This is a genomic window from Glutamicibacter sp. (assembly GCF_032154645.1).
In the GTDB taxonomy this organism is placed as follows: Bacteria; Actinomycetota; Actinomycetes; order Actinomycetales; family Micrococcaceae; genus Glutamicibacter.
Genome location: NZ_JALDXV010000015.1, coordinates 16,412 through 42,463 on the forward strand (window position 1 = coordinate 16,412; position 26,052 = coordinate 42,463).

At 59.2% G+C, this 26,052-nt stretch carries 24 protein-coding genes; 5 read left to right on the forward strand and 19 right to left on the reverse strand.

Going from position 1 to position 26,052, the window contains the following annotated elements; translation table 11 throughout:
* Positions 1 to 288 precede the first annotated feature (288 nt).
* From RUH64_RS12410 to RUH64_RS12435, 6 genes are all read right to left on the reverse strand, one after another.
* A complete protein-coding gene (locus RUH64_RS12410; protein WP_313813755.1) occupies positions 289 to 1,071 on the reverse strand; it encodes a GntR family transcriptional regulator in 783 nt (260 codons plus the stop codon).
* A gap of 114 nt (positions 1,072 to 1,185) precedes the next feature.
* Complete coding sequence (locus tag RUH64_RS12415; RefSeq protein ID WP_313813756.1) at positions 1,186 to 1,587, reverse strand: cytochrome c oxidase subunit 4; 402 nt, start codon at positions 1,585 to 1,587, stop codon at positions 1,186 to 1,188.
* A gap of 2 nt (positions 1,588 to 1,589) precedes the next feature.
* On the reverse strand, positions 1,590 to 3,308 hold the full coding sequence (ctaD, locus tag RUH64_RS12420) for a cytochrome c oxidase subunit I (protein ID WP_313813758.1): 1,719 nt from the start codon (positions 3,306 to 3,308) through the stop codon (positions 1,590 to 1,592).
* A gap of 5 nt (positions 3,309 to 3,313) precedes the next feature.
* On the reverse strand, positions 3,314 to 4,243 hold the full coding sequence (coxB, locus tag RUH64_RS12425) for a cytochrome c oxidase subunit II (RefSeq protein WP_313813759.1): 930 nt from the start codon (positions 4,241 to 4,243) through the stop codon (positions 3,314 to 3,316).
* A gap of 170 nt (positions 4,244 to 4,413) precedes the next feature.
* Positions 4,414 to 4,788: an iron-sulfur cluster assembly accessory protein gene (locus RUH64_RS12430; RefSeq protein WP_313813760.1), complete on the reverse strand. Its 375-nt coding sequence runs from the start codon at positions 4,786 to 4,788 to the stop codon at positions 4,414 to 4,416.
* Between the two features lie 133 nt (positions 4,789 to 4,921).
* A complete protein-coding gene (locus RUH64_RS12435) occupies positions 4,922 to 6,331 on the reverse strand; it encodes a dipeptidase (RefSeq protein ID WP_313813761.1) in 1,410 nt (469 codons plus the stop codon).
* A 68-nt stretch (positions 6,332 to 6,399) separates the two neighbouring features.
* Between RUH64_RS12435 and RUH64_RS12440 the strand changes: the two genes are divergently transcribed.
* A complete protein-coding gene (locus RUH64_RS12440) occupies positions 6,400 to 6,993 on the forward strand; it encodes a DUF3043 domain-containing protein (protein WP_313813762.1) in 594 nt (197 codons plus the stop codon).
* 470 nt (positions 6,994 to 7,463) lie between these two features.
* On the opposite strand, the gene RUH64_RS12445 is transcribed toward RUH64_RS12440, so the two are convergent.
* The gene (locus RUH64_RS12445; RefSeq protein ID WP_313813763.1) at positions 7,464 to 8,528 is read right to left on the reverse strand and encodes a quinone-dependent dihydroorotate dehydrogenase; all 1,065 of its coding nucleotides are present in this window, start codon (positions 8,526 to 8,528) and stop codon (positions 7,464 to 7,466) included.
* A 60-nt stretch (positions 8,529 to 8,588) separates the two neighbouring features.
* Between RUH64_RS12445 and RUH64_RS12450 the strand changes: the two genes are divergently transcribed.
* A complete protein-coding gene (locus RUH64_RS12450) occupies positions 8,589 to 9,623 on the forward strand; it encodes an alpha/beta hydrolase (RefSeq protein ID WP_313813764.1) in 1,035 nt (344 codons plus the stop codon).
* Here the strand turns inward: RUH64_RS12450 and RUH64_RS12455 are convergent.
* From RUH64_RS12455 to RUH64_RS12485, 7 genes are all read right to left on the reverse strand, one after another.
* Positions 9,620 to 10,426 carry an isoprenyl transferase gene (locus tag RUH64_RS12455; protein ID WP_313813766.1) on the reverse strand — a complete coding sequence of 269 codons (807 nt, stop codon included), beginning with the start codon at positions 10,424 to 10,426 and terminating at the stop codon, positions 9,620 to 9,622. The genes RUH64_RS12450 and RUH64_RS12455 overlap by 4 nt on opposite strands.
* Positions 10,423 to 11,172, reverse strand: a complete 750-nt coding sequence (gene recO / locus RUH64_RS12460; RefSeq protein WP_313813768.1) for a DNA repair protein RecO — start codon at positions 11,170 to 11,172, stop codon at positions 10,423 to 10,425. The genes RUH64_RS12455 and recO overlap by 4 nt, the downstream gene beginning before the upstream one ends.
* Before the next feature lie 95 nt (positions 11,173 to 11,267).
* Positions 11,268 to 13,010: a 2-isopropylmalate synthase gene (gene leuA, locus RUH64_RS12465; RefSeq protein ID WP_313813769.1), complete on the reverse strand. Its 1,743-nt coding sequence runs from the start codon at positions 13,008 to 13,010 to the stop codon at positions 11,268 to 11,270.
* Between the two features lie 321 nt (positions 13,011 to 13,331).
* Positions 13,332 to 14,294 (reverse strand): GTPase Era, encoded by a 963-nt coding sequence (era, locus tag RUH64_RS12470; protein WP_313813770.1) that lies wholly within the window; start codon positions 14,292 to 14,294, stop codon positions 13,332 to 13,334.
* The gene (locus RUH64_RS12475) at positions 14,287 to 15,573 is read right to left on the reverse strand and encodes a hemolysin family protein (protein WP_313813772.1); all 1,287 of its coding nucleotides are present in this window, start codon (positions 15,571 to 15,573) and stop codon (positions 14,287 to 14,289) included. Before RUH64_RS12475 ends, era begins: the two co-directional genes overlap by 8 nt.
* Before the next feature lie 4 nt (positions 15,574 to 15,577).
* Entirely contained in the window at positions 15,578 to 16,051 is a 474-nt protein-coding gene (gene ybeY / locus RUH64_RS12480) for an rRNA maturation RNase YbeY (RefSeq protein ID WP_313813773.1), read from the reverse strand.
* A gap of 8 nt (positions 16,052 to 16,059) precedes the next feature.
* Entirely contained in the window at positions 16,060 to 17,088 is a 1,029-nt protein-coding gene (locus RUH64_RS12485) for a PhoH family protein (protein ID WP_313813774.1), read from the reverse strand.
* Between the two features lie 416 nt (positions 17,089 to 17,504).
* On the opposite strand from RUH64_RS12485, the gene RUH64_RS12490 reads away from it, so the two are divergent.
* A complete protein-coding gene (locus tag RUH64_RS12490; protein WP_313813775.1) occupies positions 17,505 to 18,317 on the forward strand; it encodes a GerMN domain-containing protein in 813 nt (270 codons plus the stop codon).
* An 82-nt stretch (positions 18,318 to 18,399) separates the two neighbouring features.
* Here RUH64_RS12490 and RUH64_RS12495 read toward each other — a convergent pair whose 3' ends face one another.
* From RUH64_RS12495 to hrcA, 3 genes are all read right to left on the reverse strand, one after another.
* Positions 18,400 to 19,173 carry a 16S rRNA (uracil(1498)-N(3))-methyltransferase gene (locus tag RUH64_RS12495; protein WP_313813776.1) on the reverse strand — a complete coding sequence of 258 codons (774 nt, stop codon included), beginning with the start codon at positions 19,171 to 19,173 and terminating at the stop codon, positions 18,400 to 18,402.
* A 2-nt stretch (positions 19,174 to 19,175) separates the two neighbouring features.
* A complete protein-coding gene (gene dnaJ / locus RUH64_RS12500; protein WP_313813778.1) occupies positions 19,176 to 20,294 on the reverse strand; it encodes a molecular chaperone DnaJ in 1,119 nt (372 codons plus the stop codon).
* 65 nt (positions 20,295 to 20,359) lie between these two features.
* Positions 20,360 to 21,373 (reverse strand): heat-inducible transcriptional repressor HrcA, encoded by a 1,014-nt coding sequence (hrcA, locus tag RUH64_RS12505; RefSeq protein ID WP_313813780.1) that lies wholly within the window; start codon positions 21,371 to 21,373, stop codon positions 20,360 to 20,362.
* 126 nt (positions 21,374 to 21,499) lie between these two features.
* Here hrcA and RUH64_RS12510 point away from each other — a divergent pair, with 126 nt between their 5' ends.
* The gene (locus tag RUH64_RS12510; RefSeq protein ID WP_313813782.1) at positions 21,500 to 22,369 is read left to right on the forward strand and encodes a DUF3097 domain-containing protein; all 870 of its coding nucleotides are present in this window, start codon (positions 21,500 to 21,502) and stop codon (positions 22,367 to 22,369) included.
* Between the two features lie 90 nt (positions 22,370 to 22,459).
* Positions 22,460 to 22,861: a DUF4870 domain-containing protein gene (locus RUH64_RS12515; RefSeq protein WP_396276023.1), complete on the forward strand. Its 402-nt coding sequence runs from the start codon at positions 22,460 to 22,462 to the stop codon at positions 22,859 to 22,861.
* A gap of 20 nt (positions 22,862 to 22,881) precedes the next feature.
* Here RUH64_RS12515 and hemW read toward each other — a convergent pair whose 3' ends face one another.
* Positions 22,882 to 24,111, reverse strand: a complete 1,230-nt coding sequence (gene hemW / locus RUH64_RS12520; RefSeq protein ID WP_313813784.1) for a radical SAM family heme chaperone HemW — start codon at positions 24,109 to 24,111, stop codon at positions 22,882 to 22,884.
* Between the two features lie 5 nt (positions 24,112 to 24,116).
* Complete coding sequence (gene lepA, locus RUH64_RS12525; protein WP_313813786.1) at positions 24,117 to 25,961, reverse strand: translation elongation factor 4; 1,845 nt, start codon at positions 25,959 to 25,961, stop codon at positions 24,117 to 24,119.
* Positions 25,962 to 26,052: the final 91 nt, after the last annotated feature.

A 26,052-nucleotide genomic window follows, 5' to 3' on the forward strand; every position in this document is an offset into this window, starting at 1 on the left:
TCTCGATAGAGCCTGGGTTGGAATCGGCAGCAGTAACGCCACGAATCGAAACTGCTTTCAACGGCGCTAGACGGGTGGCCAAGAGCGTTTTCACATTCAGGGCGTGTAGAAGCGACTTAGGGCGACGCAGTCGACTCCGACCCTGGTTGGCCGGCCGCAGTCAACCCTGAGCCCGATGATCTGTGCTGACGACAAATTATGCCTAGGAGGAGCGCTGCAGGGCGCCACTGTCTGACGCGCGTAGGAAGTTACTCCGTTGCACGCTTGGCATGGCGTGAGTCTGAGACATCACATGGTATCCGTGTAGCGCGGAGTTCTGGTCCCCAGACGCTGCAATGGCACGAAGAGCTTGTAGCGGTCCGAGCGGTAGAGCGAGACCGAATAGTCAGCCAGCCGTTCGCCGACGTAGGCATAGCGGGTGATCTGCAACAGCGGGAAACCTGTCTCAACGCCGAGCAATCGGGCCTGACTGGAACTGGCGGCGGTGCTCTCGACCTGGTCTTCGCCCCACTCCAACAGGATGCCGTAGCGCTCGTGGAGGGCCTGGTAGAGCTTCGAGGGTGGGTCTCCATCGACGAATCCCGGCACGAGGTCGGCAGGCATGTAGTTTTCGTCCAAGCTCATCGGAGTCCCATCGGCCAGTAGGAGTCGTTTGAACTGAACTACGGGATCCCCCTCCTCGATCATCAACTGTGAGGCAAGGTTAGCGTTGGACTTGATCTCGGCAAACTGAAGAACGTGGGCGTCCGGGACCATGCCGCGTCGCATCATGTCTTCGGAATAGGAGTGCAGCCGCACACGGAGGTCCATTTTTTCTGGAACAACGAATGTGCCGATGCCGACCACTCTTTTAAGCACTTGTTCGTCGACCAATGCGTCGATGGCTTGGCGAATTGTTTTTCTTGCCACGCCGAAGTGTTCAGCCAGGACTCGTTCCGGCGGCAGGCGATATCCGGGTTTGCAATGTTCACGTGCGTGGACGCGAAGAACTTCTCGGATCTGCCGGTATTTACTGATTTTACTGTCGGGATCAAGGTGTCCAGTGACTGCCGGTTGAGGCGAATGGCGCATGTAATTCCCCCTTGTGAGCGAACGTGTCGTTCAATTACGTCCGGCGATCCTGCTGGTTAAAAGACTAGTGGGGTGACAAACAATTTCTTGCTTGTCACCCCACTAGTTTAGTGCTTAGTGAGCGTGATCGCCGCGGCTGTATTCGTATACCCAGCCGACTAGGCCGATTACGGCCAGGCCTGCGCCTACGTAGAATACCCACCAGCCGATTGCAATTCCGAGGAAGGAAATTGCCGCAGCACCGGCAAGTACCAGTGGCCACCAGCTCCAAGGCGAGAACAATCCGATATCGCCGGCGTTCTCGTGGATTTCACCGTCGACACGGTCCTCGGGACGAGGACCAACGCGACGAGCGGTGAACAACAGGTACCAACCAACCATGGCTGACAGACCGGCAAGCATGAGCAGAGCCAAGAAGCCTACCCATTCTTCCCAGTTGGTCATGTAACCGTAAACAATTCCTACTGGGATGAAGAAGAAAACTCCACCCAAGAAAATCCAGGATTCAACTTTCATCTTTACAGGTCCTTCTGGTCAGCAGGGCCGAAGATCTTTGCAGCAGCTGCAACAGGGGTGTGACGACCGCTCAATTCTGGGTGGTGCAGGTCAAGAGCTGGACGCTCCGAACGAATGCGTGGAATCGAGTGGAAGTTGTGGCGTGGTGGAGGGCAAGAGGTTGCCCATTCCAGCGATCCGCCGAAGCCCCATGGATCGTCAACTTCAACCTTCTTGGCGTTGCGGTGGGTGATCCACACGTTCCAGAACCAAGGAATCATCGATGCACCCAAGATGAATGCGAAGACGGTGGAGACCTGGTTCATGGAGGTGAAACCATCCTCAGGCATGTAATCGGCGTAGCGACGTGGCATGCCGATAACGCCCAGCCAGTGCTGGATCAGGAAGGTGCCGTGGAAGCCGATGAACAGCATCCAGAAGTGGATCTTGCCCAGACGCTCGTTGAGCATGTGTCCGGTCCACTTTGGCCACCAGAAGTAGAAGCCAGCGAACATCGCGAATACCACGGTACCGAAGACCACGTAGTGGAAGTGAGCCACAACGAAGTAGGTATCAGATACGTGGAAGTCCATGGCAGGAGCCGACAGGATAATACCGGTCAGACCGCCGAACAGGAAGGTGATCATGAAGCCGATGCTCCAGAGCATCGGAGTTTCAAAGGTGATCGATCCGCGCCACAGGGTGCCGATCCAGTTGAAGAACTTCACGCCGGTAGGTACAGCGATCAGCATGGTCATGAAGCCGAAGAACGGCAGTGCGACCGAGCCGGTGACGTACATGTGGTGTGCCCAAACCGAAACGGAAAGCGCAGCGATGGAAATGGTTGCGAAGATCAGACCCTTGTAACCGAAGATCGGCTTGCGCGAGAACACAGGGAAGATTTCCGAAACGATGCCGAAGAACGGCAACGCAATGATGTAAACCTCAGGGTGTCCGAAGAACCAGAACAGGTGCTGCCACAGGATGGCGCCACCGGTCTCGGCGTCGAACACGTGAGCGCCGAAGCGGCGGTCGGCACCAAGTGCGAACAGCGCGGCAGCCAGCGGTGGGAATGCCATCAGGATCAGCAGCGAAGTGATCAGGGTGTTCCAAGAGAACACGGACATACGCCACATGGTCATGCCTGGTGCGCGCAAGCAGATGATGGTGGTGATGAAGTTTACTGCACCGAGGATGGTGCCGAAGCCTGACAGAGCCAAGCCGAAGACCCACAAGTCGCCGCCAATGCCTGGCGAGAAAGTGGTGCTCGACAATGGAGCGTAGGCGAACCAGCCGAAGCTAGCAGCACCCTGCGGGGTGAGGTAGCCAGCCAGTGCGATGGTCGAGCCGAACGAGAAGAACCAGAAGGCCAGTGCGTTCAGACGTGGGAAGGCCACATCCGGCGAACCGATCTGCAGCGGCATCATAACGTTTGCAAAGCCCGCGAACAGCGGAGTTGCAAACATCAGGAGCATGATGGTTCCATGCATGGTGAACAGCTGGTTGTACTGTTCCTTGGTCTGCAGAATCTGCATACCTGGTTCGAACAACTCTGCACGAATCAGCAGCGCCATAATGCCGCCGACGCAGAAGAAGACGAACGAGCAGATCAGGTACATGTACCCGATCTTCTTGTGGTCGGTCGAAGTAATGAAGTCGACGAAGAGACGACCCTTGGACTTCGGCACAACGGCTGGGGCAATCGACTTGACGTCGTCAGTTGCGTATTCAAACGTAGTCATAGCGATTACTCTCCTTCCCCTTCGTGCTCAACGACAACGCTGTTCACTTCGTCAGGAACGCGGTCGTACTCTTCACCAATGTGTCCATCTTCCAGCTTTGCCATCTGAGCCTTGAACTCGGACTCGGAGACAACCTTCAAGTTGAACAGCATTTCCGAGTGGTACTCGCCGCAAAGTTCGGCGCACTTGCCATCGTAGGTGCCTTCAACCTGTGGGGTCAGGTAGATGTGGTTGGTCTTGCCTGGGATCATGTCCAGCTTCTGCAGGAAGGCTGGTACCCAGAAGGAGTGGATCACGTCGCGGCTGTTCAGCTGCAGGTCCACGGACTTGCCAGCTGGCAGGTACAGGGTTGGCAGGGTTTCCTGAGCACCTGGCGAACCATCGGTGTTCAGGTGAGCCTGGGTGCCGGCGAAGTACTTCTCGGTTCCACCATCGAAGGTGTAGTTGAAGTCCCATGCCCACTGCTTGGCGCGGACGTCCACGGTGATCTCGGAATCAACAGGCTTGTTGATGCTGTTGACCAAGTTGTTGTTGAAGCTAAAGAAGACCAGAACAAGGACCAGCGGAATGGCCGTGTAGAAGATCTCCAATGGCAGGTTGTAGCTCAGCTGACGCGGGTAGCCAGTGTCAGTCTTGCGGCGACGGTAGGCAATGATGCACCACAGCATCAAACCCCAAGTCAAAATACCGACGACAATCACAGCAATCCACGAGTGGACCCAGAAATCCTGAATCGCAGCAGTGTGGTTGGTGGTGTCGCGGTCCACGTTGGGGAGCCAACCGCGTTTGACCTCCGCTGAACATCCCGTCAACAGCAATGCACTAGTACCCACTAAGGCCAGTACTTTGGCCTTAGCGGTACCGCGACTGCCGGTTCGGTCTTGCGAACTCACAGACGGCCCTTCCTCTTTGTTGGTGCAGAATGTGGTCTTCATAAGTCACCTCGCTATTTACGAGATGCACGGTGAGGTGGCTCACGAAGCGAAACATAGTTTTACTACTTAATGTAGAGCTTACCCTCTTCGGGCTCAGAATACCGAAAAACGCCGCTGTTCAGACGAGAAATTTCTTCAACGAATGAACAGCGGCGTTAGTTCCCAGAGGCTTAGTGGAACGAATCTCCGCAAGCGCAAGAGCCGGAGGCCGCTGGGTTGTCGATGGTGAAGCCCTGCTTCGAGATGGTGTCCTCAAAGTCGATGGAAGCGCCAGCCAGGTAAGGCACGCTCATCTTGTCGACGATGACCTCAACGCCGTCGAAGTCGCGTACTGCGTCGCCTTCAAGCATGCGCTCGTCAAAGTAGAGCTGGTAAATAAGGCCCGAGCAACCGCCTGGCTGCACAGCAATGCGCAGGCGCAGGTCGTCGCGGCCTTCCTGCTCAAGAAGTGAGCGAACCTTGGCTGCTGCAACATCTGAAATGTTGACTTCGTGGGTTGGGACCTCGGTTGGATCACCCTTGGTCTGATCTACGGCTGCAGTCATGATTTCCTCCCAAACTGCTCGATGTGGTACCAAGTTTTACCCTTGTGGTGCCGACTTGGAACCCTTTTCTTAGTTCTATCCTACGTCTGCGGGCTTTGGAAAGCCCCCTCTGAGACAACGTGTATGACGCGGCTCATAGACCTTCGGCGTTGATCCGTGCCAGCAGCAGAGCTTCAGCTTCAATCGCATGCTGGAAATCTCCCAAATGCAGGGACTCGTTAGCTGAATGCGCGCGCGAATCAGGATCTTCCACTCCGGTCACCAGTATTTGAGCCTCAGGGAAGATTTCCGAAAGATCAGCGATGAATGGAATGGATCCCCCGAGGCCCATGTTCACTGGTACAACTCCCCAAGCTTGTTCCAACGCCCATGCGGCGGTGGCGTTTGCAGGGGCATCGATGTTTGCGAGGTAGGAACTGCCGGCTTCGATTGGCTTGAACTCAACTTCGGCGCCTCGCAGTTCAACGCTCTTTATATGAGCTTCGAATGCTTCAAGCGCTGTGGCCGGGTCCTGCCCCGGCGCCAGCCTCATCGATACCTTGAAGCGCGTCTGCGGAATCAGGGTGTTTGATGAATGGCTAACACTCGGGACATCCATACCAATGACACTCAGGGCTGGTTTATTCCACAATCGATCGGTCAGTTTTCCTGTCCCCGCCAACTGGAAGGAATCGGAGACGCCGGAATCCGCTCTGAACTGCTCTTCGGTGAAGTCAACATCGGCTGAATCATGGGAAACAAGGCCCTCGATTGCAACGTCGCCATTTTCATCGTGGAAGGTCGCGATAAGCTTGGCCGCTAGAAGTGGAGAATCCAGAATCGGGCCTCCGAACATTCCGGAGTGGACGGCGTGCTTCAATGATCGAACCGTGATCTCTGCGGCGCACATTCCTCGCAAAGAAGTAGTAAGCGCAGGTGTGCCGACGGCCCAGTTGCCGGAATCGGCAACGATGATGACGTCGGCGGCCAGCTTGTCCTGGTGAGCTTCGAGGAAATTGCGGAATGACGGCGATCCGGCCTCTTCTTCCCCCTCGAAGAAGTAGGTGACGCCCACGCCAAAGTCTTGTACCGAGTCGAGTACGGCACGCATCGCGGCGATATGCACCATGATTCCCGCTTTATCATCGGCAGCTCCCCTGCCAAAGAGCCGGTCGCCGACACGCGTGGCTTCAAAGACTGGTGTGTTCCAGTCGGCTTCGTCGCCCGGAGGCTGCACGTCGTGGTGTGCGTACAACAGGACGGTGGGTTTACCCTCGACTGCCGGGCGGTGCGCGACCAGTGCCGGCGCACCCATCGAACTGTTGTCAGTTGGCTCTCGCAGGATTTCAATGCTTTGCATACCCGCGGTTTCGGCTAGTGCCGCAACGGCTTGGGCTGACTTTTCAAGGTTCTGCGGATCGAAGGAATCCCAGGCGATACTCGGGATGGCGACGAGCGCGGTCAGCTCTTCAAGGATCTTCTCAAAGTTGCTTTGGATATGACCTTTGAGTGCAGCTACGTCTACACCATGTGCAGTGGACTGCTCGGTTGAATCTGATGTCATGGAATCAGCCTAGCAATTCTGGGGTTGTCGATGTCACCCTGAGTATCAATCACCGCTAGGATGGAGAGGTGTTTGGACGTAAGAAGGATGAATCTCAATCCCAAGTAAATGTGGAGCCCGCTGAGCAGGCCCCTGAATCTGGCGACGGCCGTAAATCCGGCCCCACGCCCAAGCGTAGCGAGCAGCAAGCAAGCCGTCAGCGGCCGCTGGTACCTACCGATCGTAAGGCGGCGAAGGAAGTTGAGCGCCAGCAGCGCATCGAAGCCCAGAATCGCCTGCGCATCGCGAATGAAACCGGCGACGAGCGCTACCTGATGCCCCGCGACAAGGGACCGCAGAAACGCTATGCCCGCGACTTCATTGATGCACGGTGGATGATCGGCGAGTTCATGATGTTCTTCGTCCTCGCATTCCTGATTATTTCGCTGACTTTCAGCGGAAATATCAACATCCAGGTAGCTGTTCAGACCGGCCTCTGGGTGCTGATAGCGATCATAGTTATCGAATCAATCATCACTAATACCATCCTCAAGCGTCGCTTGACTGCCAAGTTCGGCAGCGTCGACAGGGGTGTACGTATGTACGCCACCATGCGCGGTCTTCAGTTCCGCAAACTGCGACTGCCAAAACCTCAGGTAAAGCGCGGCGCTTCGATCGACTAACCGATCCAACAAGGTTAAGAGGCGGATTCCACCATGGAATCCGCCTCTTTCGCATTCCCCGTCAGTCCATCTGAAGCAGGTTACGCTGTGCTCGTTGAGTGCGGCACTGCCGATGTACAATGATAAAAATTTGTCGACCGGTACCTCGCGAATCTTTTCGATTGGTACAAAACAAATCGTGAAAATTGTAGTAACTCCGTAAACGGCGGCAATTGTATGGTGGGACATTGGCTCTCCACCGAAACAACTGTCGATCCAGCTCGTCCGACATCTATTGAGCGCCCATGAAGTAATTGAAAACCTTGTACCGCCGTCTACAAGGTTGAGTTGTGTAAGCGTTTCGAGTTCTCCCCCATGTTTGATCAGAAAGTCTTACCAAGTGTACCTACTTTAAAGGCCGCGGCCTCGAACCCACTGGTGTGAGTTCGAGGCCGCGGTGGAATTTCGGGAAGAAACAATTTTTTCTAAAGCTAGAGCATGCGCTCCAGTTCACGATTGATCGTACGGGCCCAGAATGGTCCTTCATAGAGGAAAGCTGTGTATCCCTGAACGAGGTCAGCTCCGGCGTCCAATCGTTCCTTCACATCTGCTGCGGTGGTGACGCCGCCGACAGCGATCAACGCCATGTCGGCCGGGACCATTGAGCGCAACTGGCGAAGAACATCAAGGGAGCGTTCCTTGAGCGGGGCGCCCGACAAGCCGCCAGCTCCGATTTCTTCCACCTTGTTCGGAGCGCTGTCTAGACCTTCGCGGCCGATGGTCGTATTCGTGGCGATAATCCCGTCGAGGCCAAGTTCGGTTGCCAGCTTTGCAACGTCGGCTAGGTCCTCGTCGCTGAGATCTGGAGCGATTTTAACAAGCAATGGAATATGGCGGCCCGCGACGTGATCCGCGAGCTGTCCGACCTCGGTCAACAGCGGACGCAGGGATTCGACACTTTGCAGGAGTCGAAGGCCCGGGGTATTGGGACTGGAAACGTTTACGACGAGATAATCCGCATGAATCGCCAGTTGTCGAGTCGAAGTGAGGTAATCCCCCACCGCGTCATCCAGTTCCACGACCTTGGTTTTGCCGATATTGACGCCGACCACTGGACGGGTCTGCGAATAGTCAGACTTAAGATGTTGCCGGGCCTGTGCAACCCGTGCGGCGACGACTTCAGCTCCCTCATTATTGAAACCCATTCGGTTAATGACCGCACGGTCTTCTACCAAACGGAACAGGCGGGGCTGTGGATTGCCAGGCTGAGCCTGACCCGTGACAGTGCCGATTTCAACGTGCCCGAAGCCGATATCGCTTAACGCAAGGATTCCGGTGGCACCCTTGTCGAATCCTGCGGCCAATCCGAATGGAGACGGGAAGTCGATCCCCATGACGGTGCGCTTCAATTGCGGTGCCGGTGCGAAAAATTTGCGAGTTGCCTTGGTCAGTCCCACTTTTTGCGCGAGCTTAATCGCGTCAAAGGCAAAGTGATGGGCCTTTTCGGGATCCATCTTGGTGAATACGTGTTTGAAGACCGAAGGATAAATGCGCATGCTGTTAATCTTCCCGTGAAGTGGTGCTTTGAGACAACTTGAGATCGGTAAGCTACTACCATGAGGGGCACCGAAATTCTTCCCGCCGATCAATGGCCGCAGTTTCTCCCATCAAGTACCGAGGGCCAGTGGCTGGCAGATCCATTGGGGCCGGACTATGAATACACCACCTTGGATTTTGGCGTCGACGCCGAAGGGCCGTTGGTTGCTACGGTGGTGCGCTACGTTCCGGCGCAGCGTTTTGGGTGGCTTCGTGGGCGCCGTGTCAAGGGAGTAGTGCTCTCCGTACATGGTTGGAGCGACTATTTCTACAACCGGCAGCTGGCCGAATTCTGGCATGCGCAGGGCTACCACTTTTACGCACTGGATCTTCGCCATCACGGCCGCAGCCTGCGCGAAGAACATCAGCTTCCTGGTTACGTTGATGATCTGCAGCACCTCGATCTGGAATTGAACGCTGCATTGGACCTGGTGCGACGCGCACACCCCGATCTGCCGGTGGTGGCGCAGGGCCACTCGATGGGCGGGCTGGTTCTCAGCCTTTGGATCGATCGAACGCATGCTCCGATCCAAGCGTTGGTGCTCAACGCACCATGGCTGGAGTTTCAAGGCACCGCATTCCTGCGCATTCCAATCAACGGGTTGATGGAGGCCATGGCGCGAAGCAACCCGCGCCGAAAAATCCTGGCAACACAGTTCGACCACTATTGGCAGTCCCTGAGCGACAGCGCCCAGGGCCAGTGGGACCTTCATCCGATCTGGCGTCCTGCCTTTGCGTTCCCCAGCACCGCGGGCTGGCTGCACACCATTTTGGAGGGCCACGCTCAAATCGCCAAGGGGCTGAGCCTGAGCATTCCAGTACTCTTGCTGACCTCGAACGAATCTCATCTCAGCACCACCTACTCGGCGGCGATGCAGTACGCCGATTCGGTAATCGACGTCAACCAAACGCGGCTGCGTGCCTTAAAGCTTGGAAGTTTCGTGACGCTGTCCCGGGTGAAGGGGGCGATGCACGACGTGTTTTCCTCAGCGGAGCCCGCCCGCGCCACTGCCTATCGAGACCTTCAGTTATGGCTGAAAATGCTGGAGTGCTAGGCCTTGGGCTTGTCGATGGCACCGCCGTAGCGGCGGTCGCGCTGTGCATATTCCTGCACCGCAGTAAATAGGGTGCGGCGGTCGACATCCGGCCACAACTGGTCGAGGAAAACCATCTCCGCATAGGCCGACTGCCACAAAAGGAAGTTGCTGGTGCGCTGTTCGCCGCTGGTGCGCAGGAAGAGATCGACATCCGGCAATTCGGGCGCATGCAGATACTTGCCGATGGTTTTCTCCCCCACCGCCGATGCCCGAAGCTTACCCGCCGCCACATCCTTCGCGATGGCCGCCACAGCGTCGCCCAATTCAGCACGCCCGCCGTAGTTGACGCACATGGTCAACTGGCAGCCCAGATTGTCTTGGGTCAGCTCTTCGGCATCGCGCAGTTCGTTGATCACGGACTTCCACAACTTAGGCTCGCGTCCCGACCAGCGGATGCGTACACCCCACGAATTCAGGGTGTCGCGCTGGCGGCGCAGCACATCGCGGGAGAAGCCCATCAGGAAGCGCACTTCCTCGGGGCTGCGCTTCCAGTTCTCGGTGGAGAAGGCATAGACCGAAACGTATTTAATGCCCAATTGCACGGCGCCTGCCATGACGTCGAGCAGGGCTGCTTCGCCTGCACGGTGGCCCTCGGTGCGCGGCAGGCCGCGCTGATTTGCCCAGCGGCCGTTGCCGTCCATGACGATCGCTACATGTTCGGGAATGAGCTCCTTGGGTATCTGCGGCACCGCGGGATTTGCGGGATGGGCGAAGGGTGCCGCGGGGCCTGCCTTGCCGGTGATTTTGGGAAGCTTCTTCATGTTCTCTCCACATGGCGTAGGGACTTCACGGCACGCTCCAGGTGCCATTGCAAATAGTTGGCGACGATGCCCGCCGCCTGGTCTCGGGCGCGGGGTCCGGCCTGGGCGACGGTGTCCCAGTCCCCCTCCAGCAGCGCCTGCAGGTACTGGATGGTCACCGGGTGCGGCGAGAGCGAACCCGAGGGCCTGCACTGGGCACACACCACGCCACCCAACTGGACGTTCAGTGCCGTGTGAGGCCCCGCCGCACCGCAGCGCACACAGTCTGTAAAGGACGGGGCCCAACCAGCGACCGCCAGGGCCCGCAGAATATAGGAATCAAGCACCGCACCGGGAACCACCGAGTGCTTGGAGAGCAGTGCGATGGCCCCGTGTAGCAACCGGTACTGGCGTGCGGTTGAATCCGAGTCTGCTTCCAGGAGCTTTTCGGCAATTTCAACCATGGCGTTCGCCACCGTGTAGCTTGGGTAGTCCATGACCAGCAGCTGGCCGTAGGCGTGCCGCAATTGTGCCTGAGAAACGATGTCGAGGTTTCGCCCCATCACCAGTTGGGCGTCGACTTCCATGAACGGCTCCAGTGTCGCTCCCAGACGAGATGAGGTGCGCCGCACCCCCTTGGCCACCGCGCGCACAATCCCGTTCGGGGTAAGCAGGGTGATGATGCGGTCGGCTTCCCCCAGCTTATGGGTACGCAGAACTATGCCGCGGGTGCGGTAGCTCTTGGAAGCGAAGCCTGATCTGGACACGAGGTTAATTCTCCCACTGAACCGCCGCAGGGACGAACAACGCCACGGCCGGCACGGTGGTGCCGGACGTGGCGTTGGATAATGTTCGGGCGTGGTTACTTGGCGTCGCGGATCGCGCGGTTGACCGCAGAAACCACAGCCTTCAGGGCTGCAATATTGGTGTTGGTATCCAGACCGACACCCCACAGGATGCGGTCCCCGACGGCGCATTCGACGAATGCTGCGGCGCGGGCGTTGCCACCCTCGCTCATGGCATGCTCGGTGTAGTCGAGCACGCGCAGGTCGACGCCGTCTTCATTGAGCAGTTTGACCAGGGCGGAGACCGGGCCGTTGCCGCTGGCGCTGCGCTCCTGGGCGATGCCGTCGTTGATCAGCTTCGTGTCCAGTCGGAAGCTGCCGTCCTCGTTGGAGGTGGCGGTGGCCGAGGCTACGCGGTAGTGGCCCCAGGCGTCGCCGTTGACTGCATCCTCCACCGGCAGGTACTCGTCCTGGAAGACGTCCCAGATGGCCTGCGAAGAGATCTCGCCGCCCTCGGTGTCGGTCTTGCGCTGGATGACCCCGGAGAACTCGATCTGCGCGCGGCGCGGCAGATCCAGGTTGTAGTCGTTCTTCAACAGGTAGGCGACGCCGCCCTTGCCCGACTGCGAGTTCACACGGATGACTGCCTCGTAGCTGCGGCCGATGTCCTTCGGATCCACCGGCAGGTACGGGACGGCCCAGACGATGTCATTGACGTCCTTGCCTGCAGCTGCGGCCTTGACGTCCATCGCCTCCAGGCCCTTCTTGATCGCATCCTGATGGGAACCGGAGAACGCGGTGAACACCAGGTCGCCGCCGTAGGGGCTGCGCTCCGGCACGGGCAGCTGGTTGCAGTATTCGACGGTGCGGCGGATGTGGTCCATATCGGAGAAGTCGATTTCAGGGTCCACGCCCTGGCCGAACAGGTTCATACCCAGGGTGATCAAATCCACGTTGCCGGTGCGCTCACCGTTGCCGAACAGGCAGCCTTCGATGCGGTCCGCGCCAGCCAGGTAGCCCAGTTCAGCGGCGGCGACGCCGGTGCCGCGGTCGTTGTGCGGGTGCAGGGACAGGATGATCGAATCGCGGTTGGCCAGGTTGCGGTGCATCCATTCGATGGAGTCCGCGTACACGTTCGGGCTGGCCATTTCCACGGTGGCCGGCAGGTTCAGGATCATCTTGTTTTCCGGGGTGGCTTCCAGCACCTCGGCCACCGCTTCGGAAATGCGCTTGGCGAATTCCAGCTCGGTGCCGGTGTAGGACTCCGGCGAGTATTCATAGGTGATCTTGGTGCCGGACAGCTGCTCTTCGTACTTCTTGCACAGCCGGGCGCCGGAGACTGCAATGTCCACGATGCCGTCCTCGTCCTGGCGGAAGACCACTTCGCGCTGCAGGATCGAGGTGGAGTTGTACAGGTGGACAATGGCCTGCTTGGCGCCTTCCAGCGCCTCGTAGGTGCGCTCGATCAGGTGTTCGCGGGACTGGGTGAGCACCTGGATGGTGACGTCGTCAGGGATGCGGTTCTGCTCGATGAGCTGGCGGACGAAGTCGAAGTCGGTCTGCGAAGCCGAGGGGAAGCCGACCTCGATTTCCTTGTAGCCCATCTGGACCAGCAGGTCGAACATCTTGTGCTTGCGCTCGGGGCTCATCGGGTCGATCAGCGCCTGGTTTCCATCGCGCAGATCGACCGCGCACCAGCGCGGGGCCTTGGTGATGTACTTATCGGGCCACGTGCGATCGGGCAGGTTGACCTCGATCTGGTCCTGGAAAGGAACATACTTGTGGATTGGCATGTTCGAAGATTTTTGCATGTTCTGCATTTCGGTTGTCCCCTAGACAAGAATGAGTGCGTAGTTGGGGGCCAGACAAGAGCTACTCCGCGGCGAGGGGTCGGCCGATGGACCACTAGCGGTCCGTTGGATCCTCGCAGCGGCTAAGTAGTAGTAGAAGCTCGAAATGCACGTTTTGAGCATAACACCGGGTTTTGTGCCCCCGGCAACATATTGCGTGTTTGTGTCACATTGTGGACACGCGGCCCCTGGTGCGGCTCCAGTATGCGAAGGGGCGGGTGGCCGGGGACGAAGATTCCCCGGGCACCCGCCCCTTCAGCCACGTCGTTGACGGCGCGGTTGATAATATTTTTAGAAGCCCAGGCGGCCCAGCTGCTTGGGATCGCGCTGCCAGTCCTTGGCCACCTTGACGTGCAGGTCCAAGTACACCTTGGTGCCCAGCAGCTTTTCAATGCCCTTGCGGGCGTTGGAACCCACCTCGCGCAGGCGTGATCCGCCGCGGCCGATCACGATGGCCTTCTGGCTCGGGCGCTCAACATACAGCGAGACGTGGATATCTACCAGCGGGTTGTTTTCGCTGCGGCCCTCGCGCGGCTGCATTTCCTCGACGACCACCGCCAGCGAGTGCGGCAGCTCGTCGCGCACGCCCTCCAGCGCAGCTTCGCGCACCAGCTCGGCGACCATCTTGGCCTCTGGCTCGTCGGTCAACTCGCCATCTGGATACAGCGGAGGACCCACCGGAAGCTGCTCGACCAGTACGTCGGCCACCTCCTTGACCTGGAACTCCTTGACCGCGGAGACCGGGACGATCGCGGCGAAGCCGTTCGGCCCGAAGTTCTGGCTGCCCAGTTCGGTCACGGCGATCAACTGCTGCGCCAGCTGCTCGCGGTCCACCAAATCGGCCTTGGTCACCAGGGCGACGATCGGCTTGCGCTGCAGCTGGGCCAGCTGGGTGGCGATGAAGCGGTCTCCGGGACCGATCTTCTCATTGGCGGGGATGCAGAAGCCGATGGCGTCGACCTCTGAGAGGGTTTCGGCCACCAGGTCGTTCAGCCGCTGCCCCAGCAGGGTGCGCGGGCGGTGCAGCCCCGGGGTGTCCACGAGCACCAGCTGCGCATCCTCGCGGTGCACGATGCCGCGGATGGTGTGGCGGGTGGTCTGCGGCTTCGCCGAGGTGATTGCCACCTTCTGTCCTACCAGGGCATTGGTCAGCGTCGACTTGCCCGCATTCGGGCGGCCTACGAAGGAGGTGAAGCCGGAGCGGAAGCCCTCTGGCCATCCGCTGGAGGCCAGCAGGTTGTGGTTGTCACTCATCTGAGGAATCCTCATCGTTCTCTATATGGTCGGAAGCGTTCTTTTCGCAACGCTCTACATGGATTTTGCCGATGCGGTTGCGCCGCCCTGCCAGGGCGACGACGGTCAGGCGCAGACCGAAGACATCGGCGGTGGAACCGAGCACGGGCACGGATTCCAACGCCTTGGAGAGCAGGCCGCCGACGGTGTCGACGTCCTCCTCATCGATGAGCACATCGAAGTGATCTGCCACATCGTCGATTGAGGCGCTTGCCACGGCAGTTAGCGAACCGTCGGGGTTCTCAACCAGCTCGGTTTTGCTGCGGTCGTATTCATCGTCGATCTCGCCGACGATCTCCTCGATCAAGTCCTCCAGGGTCACCAGGCCCGCGGTGCCGCCGTATTCGTCGACGACGACAGCCAGGTGGATCGATTCCTGCTGCAGCTCCTGCAGTAGCTCGGCGGCCGACTTGGACTCGGGGACGAAGCGTACCTGACGCGCGAGCTGCGCAAGATCAGCTGCCTGCTGCAGCCCGTGGATCTCGTTGATCAGGTCCTTGAGGTAGATGATGCCGCGGATGTCGTCGGAGTCTTCGCCGATCAGCGGGATCCGGGAATACCCGGAGGCCATGAACAGATCAAGTGCGCTGTGGAAGGTGTGGTCGGAATCCAGCACCACCATGTCGGTGCGCGGCACCATGACGGCGCGTACGTTGGTTTCCTCCAGGTCGATGACCCCGGAGATCAGCTCCGCCGATTCTTCGTCCAGGTCCTCGCCCTCGCTGGCTCGGTCCACCAGGTCGCGCAGGCGCTCCTTGCCGAGGTAGCCGTCTTCGTCGCTGCCGCCGGGGCTCAGCGCGGCGGCGATGGATGCAAGCCAATTGGCCAGCGGGCCCAAAGCGATGCGCAGCAGGCGTACCAGTGGTGCGGTGGATTCAACCACTCGCTGCGCGTTGGAGCGGCCGAAGCGGCGCGGTGAGACGCTGACCAGGACGAATCCCAGGCCGGCCATGAGCACGGTGGAGATCAGCCCGGTCAGCCAGATGTTCTGAACCCAGCGCGAAACCAGCAGGGCAACTGCCACCGCTGAGGCGGTTTCAAACCAGATGCGCCAAAACTTAATTGCCTGAGCATGCGAATCCGGGTCGTCCAGGATGTTGCTCAGCGATTTGGAGTCGGAGTCATTGCGCAGCCGCTCGGCGGCGTGCCGCGACAGAGCGTAGAAGGCTGAGTCTGCGGCCGTGAGCACCGCGGCACAGGCGATGAAGACGACGGCAAGAATCAGCAGAAGTATCCCCACGGTGTTATTCCACCGTTTCCTTGGGCGCCGGGCGTCCGGTGTAGGACTCCAGCAGCCTGCGCTGCAGGGAGAACATCTCTTCCTTCTGATCTGGTTCCATGTGATCGAAGCCCATCAGGTGAAGCAGGCCATGCGTGGTCAGCAGCAGGATCTCATCGTGGGTGCTGTGTCCACCGGCCTTGGCCTGCGCTTCGGCTACGGTAGGGCAGATTACGATGTCGCCCAGGATGCCGTTCTGCCCGGGGGCGGATTCACTGCCGGGGCGCAGTTCGTCCATGGGGAAGCTCATGACATCGGTGGGGCCCTCGAGCTCCATCCATTCCACGTGCAGGGCGCTCATTGCATCCTCGTCGATGAAAACGATCGACACCTCGGTTTCCGGGTGCAGGAACATCGCGCTCATGACCGATTCGGCCAGCTTGTTCACGTCCTGCAGGTCGACGTCGAATTCTGTTTCGTTATTTACTTCAATGCTCATGTGGGTGCTCACTTGTTGCGTCGTGGCCGTTGGTGGTCTTTGCGCCGGGTATCGTCCCAGCGGTCGTAGGCGGAGACGATGTCCGCGATTAGTCGGTGGCGCACCACATCGCTGGCATCGAGACGGCGGATGGCGATGTCATCGATGTTATCGAGCACCTCGCTGGCCATGCGCAGCCCGGAGGTGGTGTTGCCCGGAAGGTCGACCTGGGTGATATCACCGGTGATGACCATCTTTGAGCCGAATCCCAGGCGGGTGAGGAACATCTTCATCTGCTCGCTGGTGGTATTTTGCGCTTCGTCAAGGATCACGAATGCGTCGTTGAGCGTACGTCCTCGCATATAGGCCAGCGGTGCGACCTCGATGGTCCCCGCCTCCAGCAGGCGCGGAATAGAATCCGGGTCAACCATGTCGTGCAGGGCGTCGTAGAGCGGCCGCAGGTAGGGGTCGATCTTTTCGGACAGGGAGCCGGGAAGGAAGCCCAGCTTCTCCCCTGCTTCCACCGCCGGACGCGTCAAGATGATGCGGTTGACCTGCTTGTCCTGAAGCGCCGCGACAGCCATCGCCATGGCCAGGAAGGTCTTGCCGGTGCCCGCGGGACCGATGCCGAAGGTGATTGTGTTGTCTTCGATGGCATCGACATAGGACTTCTGGTTGACGGTCTTCGGCCTGATTGAGCGCCCGCGTCCGGAGAGGATTTTCAACCCCAGGACGTCGGTGGGAGCATCCGGATTTCCGGCGCTGAGCATCTTGATGATCTGCTCGATGGTTTCAGCGCTCATTCGCGAACCGCGAACTGCCAGTGCCCTTGCTTCTTCGCATACCCGCTGGGCCTTGCGCACCTGCAGCGGATTGCCGACAAGGGTGAGGCTCGACCCGTTGGGGCGGAACTGCACCTCGGGGTAGGCTCCCGTGAGAATTCTCAGGAGTTCATCGTTGGGGCCCAAAGTGGCGATCATCAACTCTGGCGTATCGAAGGAAATGGTCAGCGTGGCCGCCCCGGATTCGGTCGGCTGCTGGTGTTGTTCAACCTGCATGCAGTGCTTCGTGCCCCTTTGAGCTTGATGAAATGAAAAGCTTGTAGTTTCTAGTCTAACGAGTGCATTTGCACTGGCGCGAGGTGTGGCGCTTAGCCCTGCGCTGAAAAGAGAAAACGTCGGCATTTCACGCGACTGAGTGCGCCGATGCCAAAGATATAGATTTGGTTACGGATTGGTAAGTTAGCCCAAATTCGGTCCGAATCTACAAGTTGATGTGTCAGGCTATATGAGCGTCCTGAACCAGCAATGGCCAACAGGGCGATTTTCGAGCTTTAACGTACTCATCGGATTGGTATCAAGTGCAGCATTGGTTTACACGTCGTGTTCCGCGTCGAATCGCGGCTACGTGTGCCATTCTCGGTATTGGTCTTGCCGCCGGTTGCGGGTTGACCAACGGCGATGATAGTTATGAAATGCCGACGGGAACATCTGCCTCCTCAACCTATGTTCCGCCCGCCAGTGATTCCGTGGAACGTGCCGGTGCCGGACAAAGCATGCCCGTCTATTGGCTGGATAATACTGATTCAGGCGTGTACCTCTATCGGGAGTATGCGCAGGATACCCGCCATCAGGAGCCGATCAGCGACGCCATTGCCTACCTGCTGGCCGGCAAGCCAGCCGATCCCACGTGGTACACGCACCTGAAGTCCAGCGAAGACATCGGCGCTTCGATCGACAATTCAAATCTGATCACCCTGGACCTGCCTGCCAAGGTCTTCAGCGCACGCCTTGACCGCGGACTGTCCGAACGCTCCGTTCAGCAGCTGGTGTTTACCGCCACTGCCGCCGCCGCGAACTCTGGAATTCTTGTTGGAAGCACCCCTGCCAGCGTCCGCATTCTCGTCGATGGTCAACCCAATGCCGTAGTTTTCGGTGACTACACGCTGCAAGATTCCTACCAGCGCGATGCTTCGTTTATGGCGCCCCTGTGGATCATTGACCCGCAGTTCGGCTCCACCGTCGACGCCGGGGCGGTTAGAATCCATGGCCGCACGTCAGATTTCACCGAGGGAACTTACTATTCCTTGGAGTCAAAGAACGCCAACGGTGCGAGCAAGTCTGTTGCGGGTCCGACGCGGCTTAATCCCAAGTCAGTAGAGTCCGACGGTTCTTTCATCATGACGAAACGACTGAATCCAGGGAAGTACACCCTGACGTTTTGGGGCGAAAATAACGACGGCAAGGAAAAGATCGGGCTGGTCACTTCCGAATTCACCGTCAACTAGTCCGTCGGGCTAAAAATACCGCAAACGCCGATGGCGCCGCTTGAACGGCGCCATCGGCGTTTATTTAGTAGTTCGTCACCAACTACAGGTCTCCTGCGATGTGCCTGACCAAGACGAGGGCCGACGGACCCGCCGTCGAGGCTCGAAGGACATGTCGTCCCAGAAGGCCAAGCTTGGCCCCGGCTTGCTCGAAGGCGGCAAGTTCGGCATCGCTGATCCCTCCCTCGGGGCCTACGATCAGGACCACGCCGGTGCGTTCTGGCGCGTCGGCAATCCAGGCGGAGCAGACCGAAGCCACCGATTCCTTAGCTTGCTCATGCAATACCAGCACCAGGTCGCCCGAATCTGTATGTTCCTGGATCTTCTGCGCCAGCGCCTTGCTGCCCATCGGGTCCAAAACGTCCGGTTCATAGCTTCGACGTGACTGCTTCTGCGCCGAACGCACCAGCGAACGCCACTTGGCCATGGCCTTCTCGACTTTGCCAGCGTTCCAGCGCACGATCGAACGGTCCGCCTGCCACGGGCGGACCGACCACACGCCGAGTTCCACCGCTGATTCCACAGCCTGTAAATCGCGGTCGCCCTTTGACAACGCCTGAATCAAGGTTGTCGGATGCGCGGGCGGCGGTTCTTCAACGCGTTCGATGACGCGCACCGACAGCAACTGATTTGATGCGCCGAGCACCTCAACGATGAGCCGCAGGCCGCGTCCGTCCAGCAGATCCAGATGCTCGCCGACCTGGGTTCGTTTCACCGCCACCGCATGGTGGGCTTCCGGACCGGTCAGCTCCAGCACATCGCCTACCCGTGCCGATTCCGCCTGCTGCGGGTCGATCACAAAACTGTGGTTGCTCATTCTTAGCGCTGATTCAACTTATCGCGCAGGCGCGAGAACATCCCGCCGGAATGCTCCACTCGTCCCGAGGTCATTTCTTCCCCGCGCAGCTTTGCCAGTTGTTCCAACAGATCGCGCTGGGCGGCATCGATCTTGGTTGGGGTTTCCACCTGCAGGTGCACGATGATGTCTCCGCGCTTCCCGCCGCGAAGGCGCGGCACGCCCAGGCCCGGCAGGGTGATGGTGTCCCCGTCCTGGGCCCCGGAAACAACATTCAATGACTGCTCGCCATCGAAAGTCTCAAGCTTGAGCTCGCAGCCCAGCGCCGCCGCCGTCATCGGGATGGTCATCTTCGCGTGCAGGTCGTTCTGGGTGCGCTCGAAGACCTTGTGGCGGCGGACGTCAACCTCGACGAACAGGTTGCCGTTCGGACCGCCACCCGGGCCTGCTTCACCCTGTCCGCGCAACTGGATGCGGGTTCCGGAGTCAACGCCTGCAGGAACGTTCAGCGACTTTGAGACGTGCTCTCGCACGCGTCCCTCGCCATTGCACTCTAGGCAGGGATCCGGGATCGTGGTGCCGTACCCGCGGCAGGCGGCACAGGTTTCCACGGTCATCATCTGGCCCAGGAACGATCGGACCGGACGCTGCACCTGGCCGGCGCCATGGCAGATGGTGCAGGTGACGACGCTGGTGCCTTCGCGCACGCAGGTGCCGTTGCAGGTCTTGCAGACCACCGCAGTTTCCATTTCCAGGGGGTAGACGGTGCCCTTGACCGCGTCTTCCAGGTCGATGGTGATGGTAATCAGTGCATCGCGGCCCGGCTGGGTGCGGGACATCGGCCCCTGTGCCTGACCGCCGCCGAAGAACTGCTCGAAGATATCGCCGAATCCGCCGAATCCGCCCCCGCCGAAGCCCGGCTGTCCGTTGCCGTTTTCATCACCGGTAGCGTCGTAGTTCGCGCGCTTCTTCTCATCGGAAAGCACCTCATAGGCGCGGGTTACGAGCTTGAACTGTTCGGCAGCTTCCTCGCTCGGGTTCACATCCGGGTGAAGCTTGCGGGCCAACTTGCGGTAGGCGCTCTTAATTTCCTGTGGGGTCGCGTCCTTGGCGACACCCAGCGTCTCGTAATGCGAGCTCACGATATTCGCCGTGTCCTTTCCTAAAAAACTTTTCAGTTCAAAACTTGTTATTGCACTTTGCGAAGCTAGTTCGCCAAAATCTTGGATAGGTACCGCGCTACCGCACGGACCGAGGCCATGGAGGTCGGGTAGTTCATGCGCGTCGGGCCCAGCACCCCGAGCTTGCTGCGTTGATCATTGCTGTAGGTAGTTGCGATGACCGCAGCATCCGACAGCTGCCCGTAGTGGTGCTCGGTGCCGATTGCCACCGACATGCCGTGGGCATCTGCCTCCAGTTCGGAGAAGAGCTTGAGCAGCACGACCTGTTCCTCCAACGCCTCCAGCACCGGGGTGATGCTCAGGGGGAAATCTCCCTCGACACGGGCCAGATTTGCGGTGCCCGCCATCACGATGCGCTGCACATTTGCCGCTTGGGCCATCTCTTCCAGGCCTTTGAGGACGCCAGCCACAAGTGCGTCATCGCGCTGTTCCGGGATCAGCCCCTCACCGCTCAGCGGGCCGACGAGCTCAGCCAACTGCCGGCCGCCGAAGGAGTTCAGCAGCCATTGTTTGAGACCGTTGAGCTCTTCGTCGGCGTAGAGCCGGGTCACAGACAGCATGCGCTGGTCGACGGTGCCGTTGGAGGCGATCATCACCATCAGCACCTGGCTACTGCCCAGACCTACCAGATCGAGGTTCTTCAATGAGGCGGTGTCATAGTGCGGAACCTGGATCATTGCCACCTGGTTCGTGAGCCGAGCCAGCAGCCGCACCGTGCTGTTGAGCATCTCGTCGAGATCTTGGGAGCTATCGAGGATCTTGTTGATGGCATCGCGTTCGGCACGGGACAGCGGCTTAAGCTCCCCGATTTCATCAACGAAGCGGCGATATCCTTTTTCGGTAGGGACCCGTCCGGATGAGGTGTGCGGGGCTGCGATCAAGCCTTCTTCTTCCAACAACGCCATGTCATTACGGATAGTAGCCGCGCTGACGCCCAAGTTGTGGCGGTCAAGCAGCGCCTTGGAGCCTACTGGCTCCCGGGATTGCACGTAGTCCTCCACGATGGCGCGCAGCACATCGAGACGACGCAATTCGCTCACGTAAAACACCTCCCGGGACGTTTGGCCAAGAATTGGCACTCCAACCTGTCAAGTGCCAAGTCTAGTACGTCAAGCTGTTGCTAGCATGGGATTTCGAGCGTATTCGATCACAGCGAAAGGCAGTCCGTGTCTAATTACTCTTGGGGACCGCAGGACCTTAGTGCTCCAGCACCGAAAAAACTTCGTCAGGTCCCTGTAGAACGCGGCATGATCCTTGAAGATGCGACTTCGGGATGGGTCGGTGAAGTGGTGCGCACCGAAAAGTCTGGCGGGATGCGCGTCATAGTTCTCGAAGACCGTCACAATCGAACCAGATCCTTTCAGGCTGGCTTCGGCTTTCTGCTCGAAGGCGAACCAGTCGAAATTGTTGAACCTGTGGCCAAGAGCCAGCCAGCTCAACCACTGATCTCCGCATCGGGTTCGCGCGCGGTCACCGGGCACAAGGCGCGCACAGCCCGTGCCAGCCGCATCTGGGTCGAAGGCAAGCACGACGCCGAACTGGTGGAAAAAGTCTGGGGCCATGACCTTAGGGTGGAAGGCATCGTGGTCGAGCCGCTGCACGGCGTGGACGACCTCGCCGGGGCAATTAGGGAATTCTCGCCCTCTCCCACCAGAAGGCTGGGCATCCTCGTAGACCACCTGGTGACCGGGACCAAGGAAGAACGCATCGTCCAGGCTGCCATGAAGGTTCCCGGGGCCGCAGGCAACGTCTTGATCCTCGGCCACCCCTATGTGGATGTGTGGCAGGCTATCAAGCCCGAAACCCTGGGAATTAAAGCCTGGCCGCTCATCCCCCGTGGAATGGACTGGAAGACCGGAATTCTTCGAGCCTTCGGCTGGCCCCATGAAACCGCCGAAGACATTGGGCTGGGATGGCAGCGCATCCTATCGACGGTTCAGCACTATGGGCAGTTAGAACCGCAACTCTTAGGAAAAGTTGAGGAATTGATCGACTTTTTAACCACTGAAGATTACGGTTTCCTAACAATTGACTAAGATTTGGACTTTTTGAGCGCCGATGCATAGGTCGCCGTTGGATGCTGGATATTATTGGACTAAGCCGCACTGCAAGACAAGGATTATCCCGTGACATCTCACCAGGCACCATCATCAGAGAATTCGCGTTTCGAAGGATCAAACGTGTCAGCATTGCCGCTCTCCCCTTCCGAGGATCGACAGTGGGCCATGCTCTCGCATTTCGGCGCAATTCTCGGGTGCATTCCCTCCGCGGTGATTTACGCAGTCTTCCGGGACCGCGGACCGTTTACCGCACAGGAGTCCAAGGAAGCGTTCAACTTCACCTTCCCGCTGACCGTGCTGGCAATCGTCCTGAATATCCTTGCGCTGCTGCCAGCCATCGGCTGGCTCTTTGCGATCATCGCAGTTGTCCTCTGGGTGACGATGACAGTGGTTGGGGCCTACGCCGGCATTCAAGCAAATAAGGGCCGCCCCTACCGCTACCTCATCAATCTTCGACTCATGAAATAGCGGCGGAGCAGCCTGGACGCTTAGAAATCCAATAGTTCTCGCACCACGAGGTCGGCCAAGAGCCGGCCTCGTTGCGTTAACACGACATATCCAGCAAACGCCTGTTTCGCATCGATCAGTTCATCGGCGATCAGGCCCGCGACCTTGGTGCGTCCCGTTTCATCCAGCTCACTGATCGGCAGGCCCGTATTGATGCGGGTGAGCAGCATGGTGCGTTCGAGCTGCACGGCCTGAGCATCTGGAAATTCCCTGCCATGACCCGGGGAGATGCCGCCGTCGATGCGCTGCTGATACGCGGCGGGATGCTTCACGTTCCACCAGCGCAGCCCGCCTACATGCGAGTGGGCTCCGGGGCCTGCACCCCACCAGTCGCCGCCCTGCCAGTAGGCAAGGTTGTGGCGGCAGGCATGCTGCGGGCTCCGGGCCCAGTTGCTCACCTCATACCAGGACAGCCCGGCGGCGGCGAAGAGTTCGTCGGCCAGCTGATACTTCTCTGCATGATCGTCGTCGTCGATATTGGGCACCTCGCCGCGTCGGATCTGCGCCGCAAGTTTGGTGCCCTCTTCGATGATCAACGCATAGGCCGAGATATGATCCGGCTCGTAGCTCAACGCCGCTTCGATACTGGTGCGCCAATCGGCCAGCGTCTCCCCCGGAGTCCCGTAGATCAGATCGACGCTCACATCCAGGCCTGCTTCTCGAGCCCACCGAACCACCTGTGGGACACGAGCCGGATCGTGGGTTCGCTCCAGAACCTTTAGAACGTGCGGAACCGCCGACTGCATGCCAAAGGACACGCGGTTAAACCCGCCATCTGCCAGTTCCTGCAGACTTTCCCGGGTCACCGAGTCGGGGTTCGCCTCGGTAGTGATCTCAGCATCCGGCTTGATGCCGAACTCATCGCGGATGCGTCCCAGCACGGATACCAGATCGCGGGCAGGCAAGAGGGTCGGCGTGCCGCCGCCGAAGAACACCGTGTCGATCTTTCGGTGAGGCACACCAGAGCGGTCAAGCACCTGCTTGGCAAAACCGATTTCCTTGCCGACGGTGGCAGCATAGGTGTCCTGGCTTGAACCGGAACCCAGCTCCTTCGCGGTATAGGTGTTGAAATCGCAGTATCCGCAGCGCACGGTGCAGAACGGGATGTGGACATAAAAGGACATGGTCCGCTCCGCAGCACCGTGCGCACACGATGCAGGGAGCAGACCATCGGCCGGAGCCGGATCGCCGTCAGGCAATACTGAAGGCATTGAAGCTACTTCTTCTTGGGTTCTTCGGTGGACAGTGCGGCAATGAACGCTTCCTGAGGAACCTCCACGCGGCCAACCATCTTCATGCGCTTCTTGCCTTCCTTCTGCTTTTCAAGCAGCTTGCGCTTGCGGCTGATGTCGCCGCCGTAGCACTTGGCAAGAACGTCCTTGCGGATGGCACGGATGTTTTCACGGGCGATGATGCGCGAACCAATGGCCGCCTGGATCGGTACCTCGAACTGCTGGCGAGGAATGAGCTCGCGCAGCTTGGAGGTCATCATGGTGCCGTAGCTGTAGGCCTTGTCGCGGTGGGTGATGGCGCTGAAGGCATCCACCTGATCACCCTGCAATAGGATGTCGACCTTGACCAGGTCCGCGACCTGCTCGCCGTCGGCCTTCCAGTCCAGCGAAGCGTAGCCGCGGGTACGGGACTTGAGCTGGTCGAAGAAGTCGAAGACGATTTCCGCCAGCGGCAGGTGGTAGCGCATCTCCACACGGTCTTCGGAGAGGTAGTCCATGCCGCGCATGGTGCCGCGGCGGGACTGGCACAATTCCATGACGGCGCCGATGAACTCGCTCGGAGCTAGGATGGTGGCCGAAACCATCGGCTCATGCACCTCGAGGATCTTCCCGTCCGGGAACTCCGAAGGGTTGGTCACGGTGATCAGCTGCTTGTCTTCGCCCATCACCTCGTAGACCACATTTGGTGCGGTGGAGATCAGATCCAAGTTGAATTCGGATTCAAGGCGCTGACGGGTGATTTCCAGGTGGAGCAGACCCAAGAATCCGACGCGGAAGCCGAAACCCAGTGCGACGGAGGTCTCCGGTTCGTAAATCAACGCGGCGTCATTGAGCTGCAACTTATCCAGTGCGTCGCGCAGTGCAGGGTAGTCGGTGCCGTCCAAAGGGTAGAGGCCGGAGAACACCATTGGCTTGGGTTCTTCGTAGCCGCCCAGCGACTCGGTGGCTGGGTTCAGCGAGTTCGTGACGGTATCGCCGACCTTTGACTGGCGCACGTCCTTCACACCGGTGATCAGGTAGCCCACTTCACCGACGCCAAGGCCCTTGCTCGGAACTGGGTTCGGGGAGGACACACCGATTTCCAGCAGCTCATGGGTGGTGCCGGTGGACATCATCTGGATCCGCTCGCGAGGCTCCAGCTTGCCGTCGACCACGCGGACATAGGTCACCACACCACGGTAGGTGTCGTAGACCGAATCGAAGATCATGGCACGGGCCGGTGCATCTGCGACGCCGACCGGGGCTGGCAGCTGCTTGATGACTTCATCCAACAGTGCCTCGACGCCTTCGCCGGTCTTGCCCGAAACCTTCAGCACATCTTCGGGCTCGCAACCGATCAACGAGGCAAGTTCGGCAGCGTACTTCTCCGGCTGTGCGTTCGGAAGGTCGATCTTGTTAAGCACCGGGATGATCGTCAGGTCGCCCTCGATCGCCAGATACAGGTTCGCCAGGGTTTGAGCTTCGATGCCCTGCGCGGCGTCTACCAGTAGAATCGCACCCTCGCAGGCGGCTAGCGAGCGGGAGACTTCATAGGTGAAATCAACGTGGCCTGGCGTATCGATCATGTTCAGGGCGTAGGAGGTTCCATCCTGCTCCCAGGGCATGCGTACGGCTTGGGATTTGATGGTGATACCGCGCTCGCGTTCGATATCCATCCGATCAAGATACTGCGCCTTCATGTCACGGGCGGCAACGACGCCGGTGAGCTGCAGCATGCGGTCGGCCAGAGTGGATTTACCGTGGTCGATATGCGCGATAATGCAGAAGTTACGGATGAGCGACGGATCGGTCGCGGCAGGCACCGGAGCGGTGCGGGCCAATGGAGACACCTAAACAGACCTCACTTGCGATGAGCAGACGGAGTTGAATTAACTTCCATTCTGTCATGGTTTGCGGGTCACCACATATTTCTGGCGTCCA